Origin of the sequence: Aliiglaciecola sp. NS0011-25 (assembly GCF_040370605.1) — a bacterium.
In the GTDB taxonomy this organism is placed as follows: Bacteria; Pseudomonadota; Gammaproteobacteria; order Enterobacterales; family Alteromonadaceae; genus Aliiglaciecola; species Aliiglaciecola lipolytica_A.
In genome coordinates, this window is the sequence record NZ_BAABWR010000002.1 from 174,979 (window position 1) to 189,204 (window position 14,226).

The following is a 14,226-nucleotide window of genomic DNA, read 5'->3' on the forward strand; positions in this document are numbered from 1 at the left end:
GTGATTGATGCCATTTAGTAGTACCGGAAATTATATTGCTAGCAAAGAACTGCAACTCGCCGTTAATGCTGCCATTACACTGCAAAGACCGCTGTTGATCAAGGGCGAGCCAGGTACCGGCAAGACCATGCTGGCAGAAGAATTGGCTAGTAGTTTAGGAACTGAATTAATTCAGTGGCATATAAAGTCAACAACTAAAGCTCAACAGGGGTTGTACGAATATGATGCGGTATCTCGTTTGCGTGACTCTCAGCTTGGTGACGAAAAGGTCAAAGACATCAGCAATTACATTATCAAAGGAAAACTATGGCAAGCATTTGATGCCGAAAAGCCCCCGGTTTTATTAATTGATGAAATAGATAAAGCAGATATTGAGTTTCCAAATGATCTACTTTTAGAATTGGATAAAATGGAGTTTTTTGTTTATGAAACTAAACAGACCATAAAAGCCGCCAAACGTCCTATCGTAATTATTACATCCAATAATGAGAAAGAATTGCCTGATGCGTTTCTGCGTCGTTGTTTTTTCCATTACATACAGTTTCCAGACAAAGAACAGATGCAAGAAATCGTTAATGTACATTTTCCTACCTTGAAAAAAGATCTCCTTGCGCAAGCACTCGAATCCTTCTTCGATTTAAGAGAAATGCCTGGCTTAAAGAAAAAGCCATCTACTAGCGAATTGATCGATTGGTTAAAACTCTTGGTTGCAGAAGATATTCCGCCAGAAGCGTTGCAGAACAAAGATGGCAAAAACAGCATTCCTCCACTGTATGGTGCGCTAATTAAAAACGAACAAGACATTCATTTGTTCGAAAAATTGGCATTTATGGCTAGACGCTAATGTTAGTTGATTTTTTCTTTAAAGTTAGAGAATACCAAGTTCCGGCGACGGTAAGAGAATTATTAGATCTTTTAAATGCGTTGGAACAGCAAGTTGTTTTTGCTGATACCGAAGGCTTTTATTATTTGTCTAGACTGTGTCTGGTAAAGGATGAAAGCCATTTTGATAAGTTCGATCGGGCCTTTGCTGATTATTTTGAAGGTGTTCAAACTATTGATCTGTTTGGCAAAGACATTCCTGAAGAATGGTTGAAAAAACAATTAGAAAGACATTTTAGTGATGCTGAAAAAGCAGAAATAGAAGCCATGGGCGGTTTGGATAAGCTAATGGAAACCCTCAAAAAGCGTTTAGAAGAACAACAGAAACGCCACCAAGGAGGGAATAAATGGGTTGGTACCGGAGGCACCTCACCATTTGGATCCCATGGCTATAATCCTGAAGGGATCAGCATTGGCAATAAAGGCAAAGGTCAATCTTCAGCGGTTAAAGTCTGGGAAAAAAGAGAATATAAAAACTTAGCCAGTGATGTCGAACTTGGCACTCGTAATATTAAAGTAGCGTTACGAAAATTACGTCAATTTGCGCGCACTGGTGCAAGCGAAGAGTTAGATTTACCGACCACAATCGGAAAAACTGCAAAAAATGCTGGTTGGCTAGATATTCATATGGTACCAGAACGTCGTAATGCTATAAAAGTATTGATGTTTTTTGATGTCGGTGGCTCTATGGATGATCACATTAGGTCTTGTGAAGAATTGTTTTCCGCAGTACATTCTGAGTTTAAACACTTAGAGTATTTCTATTTCCATAATTGCGTGTATGAAGGTGTTTGGAAAGACAATAAACGACGTAGTAATGAAGTCATATCAATTTTTGATATCATTCATAAATATGGCAGCGATTATAAATTAGTGTTTGTCGGTGATGCGACTATGGGACCTTATGAAATTACCTATCCCGGTGGCAGCGTTGAGTATTGGAATGAAGAACCCGGTTCTGTTTGGTTAAAAAGACTTACAGATCACTTTCCTCACGCTATTTGGTTAAATCCGCAAATGGAAAAACATTGGCAATACTATGCATCCATACAAATATTAAAAGATTTAATGCAGGGTAAGATGTATGCATTAACGATTGAAGGACTAAGCGAGGGCATTAAAGCGCTCACAAAAAGGTAAACATATGGATGCCAAGGAAACATTAACACAACAAGCAAACGTTGAAACGCAAGCGCACACCTCTAAACACCAGCAACGCCAAGAAACACGAGATGTCATTACACCTTATGCCTTTGAAGTGTCCCCCGAATTATTTGGTACACCTCTGGCTACACCCACTCGTCGCGCTCTAGCGCTGTCTGTCGATTTAATCTTGGTTGCAATACTGTCTGGTGTTACTGGTAACGCATTGGCAATACTTGTTGCGATTTTATTGTGGGTAACGAGTCGCCGTTTAAAACGTGAAAATCGTTTACCATCAGCAATTTTGCTAGTGCGGATTTTGGCCACATTGTTAATTGCCGCTGGGATTTTGGGTCTATTCCGAAATGATACCGCGATTTGGTCTAATTCACAGTCCAGTAATGAGCATGAAGTTAATGCTGCAGAAGCCGTTGACGTGGTGGTGTTTACTGGAACATACGCAGCGTTAACCAGTTTAATTCAAAAACAAGTAGCACAAGGCGATTGTCCAGATGCAGAAACTTGTTGGTCAAATATTGGTGATGAATTTGTTGAAGACTTGGTTGAATTGGCAGTACCCAAATCCGCAAAAAGTGAAATGTTGGATGAGTTTTTTGAAAAAAGTCGTACTGAGTTAAGTGACGTTCAATATCAAAGTTTAGAAACAAAATTATTAGCCCAGTTTGAAACATTGCAGGCAGAAGCCGATAAGGTTGCCAAGGAAGAACAGGCAATAGTCGATGTAAAACCAAAGACTAAATCGATTCAAGATTACAGTATCGTAAAATGGTTCAAAGGTATCGCCTCAGATTTAGGCATAGGCTTTGGTTGGGCAGCGGTTTATTTCACTGGATTAATGGTGTTATTAAAAGGCCAGACTATTGGCAAAAAGCTATTTGGCATTAAAGTGATTAAACTCGATGGCAGTAGTTTGAATGTTTGGGAAAGTTTTGGGCGATACGGGGGCTATGGTGCCGGTTTAGCCACAGGTTTGCTTGGTTTTTTACAAGTTTACTGGGATCCAAATCGTCAAGCTATTCAAGACAAGATTTCTGAAACTTTAGTGATTAGATTAAAAGCAAAACAATAAGCGATTTGAATGGCAAATTCATTTTCTAGCATTCTAGATATTTGGTATCCGAAGAAAGACGAATGTAAGTGGGTCTTAGCCACTATTTTTAAGACCCAGGGCTCGTCGTATCGTAAGTCCGGCGCGCACATGTTAATTAATGATTTAGGTCAGTACTATGGGCTTTTAAGTGGTGGCTGTTTGGAGTCAGATATTATGCTCCAAGCTCGCAGATGTTGGGACAATGGCCAAGGCCGAATTGTTGAATACGATATGACTGAAGAGCAGGATCTTGCTTGGCAGCTCGGTATAGGTTGTGGTGGTTTAGTAAGGATATTACTGCAGCCTATCAGCAGTGATAATCTTTACTTACAACTAGACAACGTTTACCGTCGTTTGGCAGACAATGGCTATTGTTTATATTCTCAGGAAATAGCCAGTGGTGTTGCCAATGTCGAATTCTCAGAGTTACCTCGAACTGCACAAGCGAGTGTGCAAAGAGACGAACGAAATGGACGGGTTTTTCTGAAACAAATCCTTAGTCCGCCGATCAACTTGTGTATTGTAGGTGCGGGAGTGGATGCTCGTCCTGTTGTCGACATTGCGGCTAAATTAGGTTGGCGAGTTACGTTGCTCGACCCGCGAACTAGCCACGGAAGAAGTAGCTATTTCCCGGGTGCGTTTGCGATAATTAAACAACCAATGACAACAACAATCGAAAAAGCTGCACAATCAAATTGGCTGGCGCAAACTGATGCAATGATTATTATGAGCCATAACATCACTATTGATGCTCAAGCTTTAATACTGGCATCAAAAAGTTCAGCAAAATACGTTGGGATGCTAGGGCCTTTGCACCGCACAGAACGCGTGTTTGAACAGGCTGGATTAGTTAGAGAAGAATTCGCTATTCCTTTTGCTAACCCCATCGGATTGCGATTAGGTGGCGAATTGCCAGAGTCGATAGCACTGTCAATGATTGCTGAAGTACACAGTTTTCTAGCGCAAAAAGACGCTAAGTCAATAAGCGGTGTTGTGTGAGCATTATTAGCTTGATACTCGCCGCCGGCGAAGCAAAACGCTTTGGGAGCATAAAACAATTAGCGGTTGTTCAAGGACAACCGATGTTGAATAAGGTTATTGCACAACATAGGCTCGCAGGGTTAGATAATATCGTTGTTGTTCTAGGCGCGAACGCAAATCTGATCAAACAGCAAATTGATCTATCGGTTGAGGTCGTTGTAGCACAAAATTGGCAGTTAGGTATGAGTGAAAGTATTCGCACTGGTGTCGACTTTATCGTTAATCAGCGGTATCCACAAGCCAGCCATATTTTCATTGGTTTAGCAGACCAAATTGCTGTGCAATCAGCACAAATTGCTAAACTATGTAGCAAAGCGCTAAACAACATAGATTCAATCGTTACATCAGAGTATGGGGGAAATGTGGGTGTGCCAGCTTGTTTCCCAGCCAAACGATTCTCTGATTTGTTAAATATAGGCAGTTCGAATACAGATTTACATAAAGGTGCTAAATCAATCTTGCAGGCTCATAAGCAAGATTTAATTAGGGTTAAGGTGCCCGAAGCACAATTTGATATAGATACTTCAGAGGATATGCGTCGTTGGTGCAATCTGTCCTCCCGCTAATTTAGGAGCAATAATGTGATTAATTTCAGTGTAAATGGTAAACAGCAACAGGTGGATGTTGAACCGACTATGCCGCTTTTATGGGTGCTTAGAGACGCTTTGGGTTTAACTGGCAGCAAGTTTGGGTGCGGTATGGCGCAATGTGGCGCTTGCACTGTGCACATTGACGGGCAACCAGTCAGAGCCTGTGTTATGCCGATTTCAGCTGTAGCGGGAAAGCAGGTAACGACTATTGAAGGATTATCTAAATCTGGCGAGCATCCTGTCCAAAAAGCGTGGATCGAGCACAACGTTCCCCAGTGCGGTTATTGTCAGTCAGGACAAATTATGAGTGCTGTGGCTTTATTATCACAAAATGCTTCACCCAGTGATGAGGATATCGATAATTACATGCAAGGTAATATCTGTCGATGTGGTACTTACCCTCGAATCAAAGCAGCAATAAAAAGTGTGGCTAAAGGAGCCGATCTGGCAAAAAACGTGGGAGATGACGCATGAACCATAAAATTGAAAATGTCAGTCGCCGACAGTTTTTAAAAGTTTCAGGAATTGGTGCTAGTAGTTTTGTACTCGCTAGTAGTCTAGCTGGTTACAAGCCTGTATGGGCGCAAACAAGCCAAGCTGATGTCGAGCTTAACCTGTTTGTCAGCATTCAATCCGATAATCGCGTCAACATAATATGTCACCGCAGTGAAATGGGTCAGGGGATTCGTACCTCTATACCGCAGGTAGTTGCAGAAGAGCTATGTGCAGATTGGGATTTAGTATCTGTGGTACAAGGATTGGCGAATAAAGAATATGGTAGTCAAAACACCGATGGCTCACGTTCAATTCGTAATTTCTATACGATCTTAAGACGTATGGGGGCTTCTGCTAGGACGATGCTTGAACAAGCAGCAGCAGACTTGTGGAAAGTAGATGTAAACAGTGTTTATGCTGAAGATAGTTATGTACATCATAAAGATTCAAAGCGTAAAGTGAGTTTTGGATACATTGCTGAAGCTGCCGGTAAGTTATCTCCTCCTAAAGCTGAAACCTTAACCTACAAGTCGAAAAAAGATTTCAAGCTGATTGGCAAGCCCGTTACTGGTATCGATTCTGCTGAAATCGTGACTGGTCAAGCTGAATTTGGTCAGGATGTTAGATTAGAGTCGATGGTTTATGCCAGTATCGAACGATCAAAAGTGTTGAGAGCGACTGTGAAGTCGTTTGACGCTGACGCAGCTAAGTCAGTCAAAGGGGTTATCGATACCATTCAAATGCCTGAGCAACCTTTACCGGTTATGTTTCATCCAATGAATGGGGTTGCTGTTATTGCCGATAGCACTTGGGCGGCATTGCAAGGTCGTAAAGCGTTGAATATTGATTGGGAGCTAGGTGAAAATGCTGCACACACTTCTGCTGATTATATTGCCGAGCTAAAAAGTCGTATCGTCAGTAAAGGCAAACCGATTCGTGTAGAAGGCGACGTTTATGCAGATATTGAACAAGCAACAGATACACACAGTGCTACTTATAGTGTCCCTTACCTTTCACAAGCACCAATGGAACCACCTGCAGCAACAGCGGTATTTAAAAACGGTATTTGTGAAATTTGGGCGTGTACACAATCTCCTCAAGTAACCCAGCAAAACGTGGCTCAAGCGCTAGGTATTGAATCTGATAAAGTGATTATAAATGTCACCTTTTTAGGTGGTGCATTTGGAAGAAAAGCTAAACCAGATTACTCCATAGAAGCAGCATTATTGGCCAAACAACTAAATCGTCCGGTGAAAGTGGTTTGGAGTCGTGAAGATGATATTCAACAAGGCTTTTACCATGCGGTAAGTGTGCTACATATGGCCGCAGCGATGGATACCAAAAAGCAAATAACATCGTGGCTACAGCGGACTGCGTTCCCAAGTATTATGTGGACGTTTACCGGCACAGTTGATGAGCCGCAAATGAATGAATTGTCTTTAGGGTTTGGTGATTTGCCATTCGCGGTAGACAATTTATCGTGCGAAACCCATAAGGCTACTGGTCATATTAGGATTGGTTGGATGCGCTCTGTGTGTAATATTCAACATTCTTTTGCGCAGGGTTCTTTTGTCGATGAGTTAGCATCAAAAGCCGGTATATCGACCTATAAAATGTGGCATCAATTACTCGGCGAAAACCGTTTAGTGGACCCCAAAACGGATGATTTTGATTATCAAAACTATGGTGAGCCGCAAGATGTATTCCCTGTCGATATTAAGCGCATAAAACACGCACTTGACGTTGTAATCGCAAAGTCTGGTGCAGATCAGCCGACACAGGAAAACGAAGGGTGGGGCATTTGTGTTCATCGTAGTTTTGTCAGTTATTGTGCTGTTGCAACAAAAGTGAAGGTCGTGGATAACAAAGTGACAGTACTAGAGATGCATTCGAGTATAGATGCTGGCACTGTGGTTAACCCAGATCGTGTTCGGGCACAACAAGAAGGATCAATGATTTTTGGTTTGTCTTTGGCGCTGTTGGGAGAAATTTCAACTAAGGATGGTGCGGTTGAGCAATCTAACTACCATGATTATCAGGTATTGCGCATGCATCAATGTCCCAAAATAGAAACCTATATAATCGAGTCAGATGCGCCTCCTGGCGGGGTTGGTGAGCCGGGCACTCCACCAGTAGCCGCAAGTGTAGCCAACGCCATATTTCATGCTTGTGGTAAGCGTATTCGAGACTTACCAATTAAAAACTATATGTCTGTATAAAAATCATGGATTTGTATGGGCATCTTTTGTTTAAGCAAAATGCCCATATCATTAAACAATGAAAACAAAGCCATCTTTTAAAACAAGTATCATTACAATCAGCTTTTTTATTGGCTTTTTATGGTGCATTAAATCCTTTGAAATATTATTTCATGTCGACCTTAGTTGGTTAGGTGTTTACCCATATTCTTCAAAAGGTTTATTGGGAATAATTACCGCACCTTTGGTACATGGATCAGTAGAACATCTATTTAATAATACCTTGTCTTTGCTGATTCTAGGAGTATTCCTAATATACGGATATCCCCGTTCACGCTGGCGAGTCATCCTATTTGTTTGGTTATTTTCTGGCGTATGCGTATGGCTTTTCGCCAGAAATGCTTATCATCTTGGAGCCAGTGGATTAACCCACGGTGTGTTTTTCTACTTATTTGTTGTTAGCTTATTTAGACGAGATAAGAGCTCAATCGCCATTATTATGGCTGCATTTTTTATGTACGGTGGAATGACCATGACCATTTTCCCACGGCAAGAAAATATCTCTTTTGAATATCATTTATTTGGCGCTGTTGCTGGAATAGTTAGTGCGTTACTTTGGCGAAAACTTGACCCTAAACCGATAATTAAAAGATACGAATGGGAAGATCCTGAAAATGCCGATGATCCAATAATCGGTGAGCAGTGGTTAAGCGCTCGACAATCCGACCCTATCGTCGACGATGAAAAAGATTTAATTGAATTAACAACTGATGTAAGGGATTCCGGAAAAGAGAAAACAAACCCTATACGAACAGAGGATGACTAAATGCCCAATTCTGCCAATATACCGATGAAAGTGTTGATAAGAGTTCGTTACGCTGAATGTGACGCTCAACAAGTTGTGTTTAATAGTCGATATGCGGAATATGCCGATTTAGCTGCTACCGAGTTTATGCGGGCAGCAATTGGTGGCTTTAATAAACTGCTAGAACAAGGTTTAGATAACCAAGTTGTTAATTTAAATTTAAGCTGGCAAAGCCCTGCAAAATTTGATGATGTGATCGAAATGAGTGTTTGGGTCTCAAAAGTGGGGAATACTTCTTTCACATTACATGTTGAAATGTGTCAGCAGGATAGCAGGCAACCTATATGCCTTGCTGAGGTGATTTATGTGATGGTAGATGCTAGCACTTATAAAAAGACAGAAATTAAACAAAATTTAAAACAGACCTTGCTTCACGGTTCTGCTGGAGTTTGCGTAAACTTGGCCGGCTCTATTGATAGTTAAATATTAAGCAAATGCTGAATTTAGAAATAAGACAACTAGTACACATAAAAAAACGCCGGTGAATGAAAATTCACCGGCGTTTTAAGGTTTAACGCTTGTGTCTATTTAGGCGACAGATCCTGGCTTGGTTGCTGCAGCAGCAGAGCTGTTTGCAGTATTAGCCATTGATGCGGTTTTTCCTGATACTTTCAGGCCCGCTCGTTTATCTGCAGCTAATGCTTTAATTTCAATTTCATTGAAATCAGTGTCAATCGCTTTAGGCTTCGCCATTGGATGTGAAACAGGAGCTTTAGTCACCGTTACTTTAGGTTTTTTCGCAGGCTTTGGTTTGCTTGCTACTTCTTCAACTTTAGTCGGTTTTGGCGTCTCTTGTTGCTGTTCAGCGTCAACTTTAATCGGCGCTATAGTTTCGGTAGGGGCGGGAGCCGCTTCTTCAACTTTTTCCTTAGCCTGCTGAACTGGCGCATCAGAATTATCTGCGTCCAACTGAATTTCCACTTGCTCGGGTTGAGCTGCTTTTTCCTTCACAGGCTTAGCGGCTTTAACCGGTTCTTTTGCTTGTTCAGTAGCAGTTTCAGCTTTCGCTTCAGCAACATCCTGGTTTGAAGTCTCATCTTTATTTTGCTCAGGAGCAGTTGACTCAGCGTTACTCTCTTCGACTTTCTTCGGACGTCTTCTGGTACGAGGTTTAGCTTTAGGTTTTTCCGCTTTAGTTGTTTCTGATGCATCGTTTGGTTGCTCAGACGGTGTATCATGGGACTCAAACTTAAGTTCGTCTTGAGCTACATCAACAACAGGCTTTTCGGCGTTATCAGTTTCATTTGTTTCTTCAACTCCTGCACCTTCTTTTCTGCGTTTTTGACCCGCAGCTCGAATGTGTCGAGGAGAGCGTCTACTTCTACTGCGCTCTGTTTGCCCTTCGTCTTTAGTCTCTGTATTGACAGATTCATCGACAACAGAATTGTTTGCTTCAGCTTGGGTTGAATTGATTAGTTCATCATTCTTAACGTCTTCAACTTTTACTTTAGGCTGCGTGTTTTTAGCTGTTTCTGCTTGCGGCTGAGCTACTGCTTTTTCATTTTCAGTTTTCTCACCACGGACATTTCGACGGGTATCGCGTCTTTTTCTACGTTCAGCAACTTTTTCGTTTTTACGTTCCGGTTGATTTTGACTGGTTACGTTCTCTTTAGCTGCATCATTTGTTTTTGCTTCTTGAGATTTATTACGATTGTCGCGACGTTGTTTTGGCTTTTGATCACGCTTTTCAGCTTGAGGTTTGTCATTACGATCTGACTTGTCTTTGCGATCAGAAGCTTTAGGTTTGCGGTTACCAGAGCGCTCATTACGACTACGGCTATTGCGCTGTGGACGTTTGTTTTGCGTATTTGTACTTGGTTTTTTGGTAGTTGTTTCAGGTTCACTTTCAAATAGACCTGACAACCATTTAGAAACCTTAGCAATCAATGTTGGCTCTTCAGCTTTGGCTGTAACAGGCGCTTGTTGAGGCGCGGCTAAACCTTGTAATACTGGTTGCTCTTTAGGTTTAATTTCCTGTGTAGGGTTATCAACCTCTGAAGATTGAGTTTCCATTAACTCAATATTATAACTCGCCTCAGTAACTGTATCGTCTGGACGTCTGCGGGCTACATGATAATGCGGCGTTTGCAAATTAGGATTTGGAATAATAAGTAAGTTTACACCATGACGCTTTTCAATAGATTGAATTGAACGTCTTTTTTCATTTAACAAGTAGGTAGCTACATTGACGGGCAATTGTGCTTCTATTTGTCCAGTGTTGTCTTTAATACTCTCTTCTTCCATGATGCGAAGAACAGAAAGCGCTAATGATTCAGTACCACGGATATTACCGTGACCACTACAACGAGGACACACTATATGTGCTGACTCACCGAGGGACGGACGTAACCTTTGACGAGACATTTCTAATAAACCGAAACGTGAAATTCGGCCCAATTGAATTCTTGCTCGGTCATGTCTGACGGCATCTTTAAGACGATTTTCTACTTCTCTTTGGTGACGAACTGGTGTCATATCGATAAAGTCGATAACCACAAGGCCACCGGCATCACGTAATCGTAATTGACGGGCAATTTCATCAGCAGCTTCAAGGTTAGTATTGAACGCTGTCTCTTCGATATCGCCGCCTTTTGTTGCCCGTGCAGAGTTGATATCAATTGAAATCATTGCTTCAGTTGGGTCAATTACAATTGAGCCACCTGATGGTAAGCGCACTTCACGTTGGAAAGCTGATTCGATTTGGGTTTCTATCTGATAATGACTAAAAAGTGGTACATCACCTTTATATTGCTTAACACGACTGGCAAAGTCGGGTCGAACGAGTTGAATGTGCTGTAGTGCTTTTTCAAACACTTCTTGGCTATCAATTAAGATTTCACCTACATCACGACGCAAATAGTCACGAATAGCTCGTACAATAACGTTACTTTCTTGGTGAATAAGGAAAGGGGCAGGTTTGGTTTCAGACGCTTCTGAAATGGCATTCCAATGACGAATTAGCACATTTAAATCATGCTCGAGTTCTTCAAAGGATTTACCTACGCCTGCGGTTCTAACGATTAAGCCCATGCCATCAGGTAATTCAAGCTTATTCAACGATTGTTTTAAATCGGTTCGCTCATCACCTTCGATACGACGGGAAATACCGCCTGCACGAGGATTATTAGGCATTAATACTAAATAGCTACCAGCCAAACTAATAAAGGTTGTCAGTGCGGCACCTTTTTGTCCGCGCTCTTCTTTATCTATTTGGATGATAACTTCTTGGCCTTCCTTAATCACATCTTTGATGCTTGGGCGACCGTCAAACTTATAACCTTGTGGAAAGTAAGTTTTTGCTATTTCTTTTAGAGGGAGGAAACCGTGTCGATCTGCACCGTAATCAACAAATGCAGCTTCTAAACTGGGTTCAACGCGGGTGATAGTTCCTTTATAGATATTGGCTTTTTTTTGCTCGTGTCCAGGGCTTTCGATATCAAGATCATAAAGCTTTTGTCCATCGACCAATGCAACACGCAACTCTTCTTGTTGAGTAGCGTTTATTAACATTCTTTTCATTGTATAAGACTCGGTTTTAGTACCGAATGCGGAATAATTTAGAACTGAAAAACGTGGCTTGCAAGCTGCATCAAGCTGAAATCACTTTCAGTCTCACGACTGTAAAAACAGATCTTGTGCGCGTTTGGATGTGCCAAGGTGTTACCTTAAGCATATGATTTCATTAGGGAAACTAAAGTTTTACGAGTTGTAATTTTAACTTCAGACCCTTGGGTGAAACGCCTCACCCCAATAAATTTTTTGTCTATCTTTCCAAACTGACGTGATGTTAAACAAAACACATCAGTTTGTTGCCAAATTCAATTCTTACTATTCTGCGATTGGTACTTTTTTATTGTATATCGCATGATGAGATGTGAATTTGCTTGCTCAACCAATCGAAAAAATACTCACTTCGACAGCAGCAATGCATCATTATGTGTTACGAATTTTATTTCGTTGATGCCATACAAATTCTAATTTTCATCGCATTGTTTACTGCTATGCAACTGCAAAGCCAGCTAAACGGTCGGATTATCACATTAAACCTAACACTCTGGCAAGCAATTAAAATTTTAAACCTAATTTAAATATTTAAGTTAGAATAGGCGCTGAGCCTGATGGACTATATTGCTAAAAGCTAGCGTTTGACCACTGGGCTGTCAAATCAGCGTCGCAATCAAACTGCGTTAGGCTAAATCGAAACTCATATAGCAAAATTCTACGGGCCCTTAAATGACGGATTCAAACTTTGATAAAGTACAATTTTTAGCAATCGACGCTGAGCACGAGGGGCAGAGAATTGATAACTTTTTACGTACTTTGTTAAAAGGCGTTCCAAAAAGTATGATTTACCGAATTTTGCGTAAAGGCGAAGTACGCGTGAATAAAAAACGTGTCAAACCTGAATATAAATTAGTTGACGCAGATGAGATTCGGTTACCTCCCATCAGAGTGTCTGAATCCAATAACCAAGCTCCTTCTACTAAGCTTGATAAAGTAGCAACTTTAGAATCACACATTTTATTTGAAGATGAAGTGTTAATAGTAGTTAACAAACCATCCGGAATGGCAGTGCATGGTGGCAGTGGTTTAAGTTTTGGAGTGATAGAGGCATTACGTGCGTTACGTCCTACGGCTAAGTTCCTTGAGTTAGTGCATCGCCTAGATAGAGATACATCAGGTTGTCTATTAATAGCTAAAAAACGTTCTGCGCTAAAACACTTACACGAACAACTACGTGAAAAAACGGTGGATAAGCGATACCAAGCATTGGTTCAAGGGCACTGGCCTGAAAATCGCTTTAAAGTAAAAGCGCCATTACTTAAAAATATTGTAAAATCTGGCGAACGTATAGTATCTGTCTCTACAGAAGGCAAAGAGTCTGAAACTCGATTTCGTATTTTAGAATCGTTTGCCCAAGCCACATTAGTTGAAGCATCACCGATTACTGGACGGACTCATCAAATACGCGTGCACTGTCAACACGCTGGCCATCCAATTGCCTGTGACAGCAAGTATAAGGACGAAGAGTTTAATCATTACATGACAAAACTAGGTCTGAATAGATTATTTTTACATGCGCATCGAATATTATACGTGCACCCAGTTAGCGGAAAGCAAATGAGTCACACGGCTAATCTGGATAGTTCATTAAGCAATGTGCTCAAAGAATTAAGAAAACGAGAAGCCTAAATTTCACTGCGTTGTGAAATAATCTAAACTTGCGAGTTTAATGTAAGCACATCGATTTTAAATTCAGCTAATACATCGCATAGGGCAATCAGTGGCAGGCCAACTAAGCAATTCGGATCTCGCCCCTGTAATTGGGTAAACAGACTAATGCCTAAACCTTCGCATTTAAAACTACCGGCACAGTCAAATGGGGCTTCTTTGGCAATGTAACTATCAATTTGCTTGTCAGTTAAGTCTCTAAAACTTACTTTGAATTCTTCTACTATAGATATTTGTTTTTTGCTGGCCGCCTCAATAACACTTAAACCGGTGTAAAATGTGACGTCTTTACCGCGGCATTGTTGCAATTGTGCTTTAGCGTTTTTAGCATTCCCTGGTTTTCCTAATATCTCATTATCCAAACTTGCGGTTTGATCCGAACCTATTATTAGTCCGCTATTATAATGCTCAGCCACTTCTTCAGCTTTTGCTTGCGCTAATCGTAACGACATCTGTTTCGCTGATTCTTTAGGTTTACGGCTTTCAACAACATTTGGTTTGTGGCAAGTGAAATCGAGTTGCAGTTTATCAAGGAGCGCTTTACGATATATCGAAGTGGAAGCGAGTACAATTTTCACAATTTTCCGTTCTGTTAATAAAAAGTCTTAATTATTATAGGGAATAGGGTACTTTTAGCTATATTTTCCTTTGACTAACGGCTTTACAATC

Annotated in this window: 12 protein-coding genes; 10 read left to right on the top strand and 2 right to left on the bottom strand. The window is 41.0% G+C overall.

Annotation, left to right across the window (positions count from 1 at the left end; translation table 11 throughout):
* Positions 1-7: 7 nt before the first annotated feature.
* Genes ABWV72_RS02625 through ABWV72_RS02665 form a run of 9 tightly spaced genes read left to right on the top strand, consistent with a single transcriptional unit; the run spans position 8 to position 8,748 of the window.
* Positions 8-844 carry an AAA family ATPase gene (locus ABWV72_RS02625; RefSeq protein ID WP_216046531.1) on the top strand — a complete coding sequence of 279 codons (837 nt, stop codon included), beginning with the start codon at positions 8-10 and terminating at the stop codon, positions 842-844.
* Entirely contained in the window at positions 844-2,022 is a 1,179-nt protein-coding gene (locus ABWV72_RS02630) for a vWA domain-containing protein (protein WP_216046532.1), read from the top strand. The genes ABWV72_RS02625 and ABWV72_RS02630 overlap by 1 nt, the downstream gene beginning before the upstream one ends.
* A 4-nt stretch (positions 2,023-2,026) precedes the next feature.
* On the top strand, positions 2,027-3,115 hold the full coding sequence (locus tag ABWV72_RS02635) for an RDD family protein (RefSeq protein WP_353368549.1): 1,089 nt from the start codon (positions 2,027-2,029) through the stop codon (positions 3,113-3,115).
* Positions 3,116-3,124: 9 nt separating this feature from the next.
* Positions 3,125-4,135 (top strand): XdhC family protein, encoded by a 1,011-nt coding sequence (locus ABWV72_RS02640; protein WP_353368551.1) that lies wholly within the window; start codon positions 3,125-3,127, stop codon positions 4,133-4,135.
* Entirely contained in the window at positions 4,132-4,743 is a 612-nt protein-coding gene (locus tag ABWV72_RS02645; RefSeq protein WP_216046535.1) for a nucleotidyltransferase family protein, read from the top strand. Before ABWV72_RS02640 ends, ABWV72_RS02645 begins: the two co-directional genes overlap by 4 nt.
* Before the next feature lie 15 nt (positions 4,744-4,758).
* Complete coding sequence (locus ABWV72_RS02650; RefSeq protein ID WP_216046536.1) at positions 4,759-5,241, top strand: (2Fe-2S)-binding protein; 483 nt, start codon at positions 4,759-4,761, stop codon at positions 5,239-5,241.
* Positions 5,238-7,481, top strand: a complete 2,244-nt coding sequence (locus ABWV72_RS02655) for a xanthine dehydrogenase family protein molybdopterin-binding subunit (protein WP_353368554.1) — start codon at positions 5,238-5,240, stop codon at positions 7,479-7,481. Before ABWV72_RS02650 ends, ABWV72_RS02655 begins: the two co-directional genes overlap by 4 nt.
* 58 nt (positions 7,482-7,539) lie before the next feature.
* Positions 7,540-8,286 carry a rhomboid family intramembrane serine protease gene (locus ABWV72_RS02660; protein ID WP_353368556.1) on the top strand — a complete coding sequence of 249 codons (747 nt, stop codon included), beginning with the start codon at positions 7,540-7,542 and terminating at the stop codon, positions 8,284-8,286.
* Positions 8,287-8,748: an acyl-CoA thioesterase gene (locus ABWV72_RS02665; protein ID WP_353368558.1), complete on the top strand. Its 462-nt coding sequence runs from the start codon at positions 8,287-8,289 to the stop codon at positions 8,746-8,748. It abuts the gene before it with no gap.
* Positions 8,749-8,853: 105 nt separating this feature from the next.
* Here ABWV72_RS02665 and rne read toward each other — a convergent pair whose 3' ends face one another.
* On the bottom strand, positions 8,854-11,835 hold the full coding sequence (gene rne, locus ABWV72_RS02670; RefSeq protein ID WP_353368664.1) for a ribonuclease E: 2,982 nt from the start codon (positions 11,833-11,835) through the stop codon (positions 8,854-8,856).
* 723 nt (positions 11,836-12,558) lie between these two features.
* Between rne and rluC the strand changes: the two genes are divergently transcribed.
* Positions 12,559-13,518 (top strand): 23S rRNA pseudouridine(955/2504/2580) synthase RluC, encoded by a 960-nt coding sequence (gene rluC, locus ABWV72_RS02675; protein WP_342808153.1) that lies wholly within the window; start codon positions 12,559-12,561, stop codon positions 13,516-13,518.
* A gap of 23 nt (positions 13,519-13,541) precedes the next feature.
* Here rluC and ABWV72_RS02680 read toward each other — a convergent pair whose 3' ends face one another.
* The gene (locus ABWV72_RS02680) at positions 13,542-14,135 is read right to left on the bottom strand and encodes a Maf family protein (RefSeq protein ID WP_353368560.1); all 594 of its coding nucleotides are present in this window, start codon (positions 14,133-14,135) and stop codon (positions 13,542-13,544) included.
* Positions 14,136-14,226: the final 91 nt, after the last annotated feature.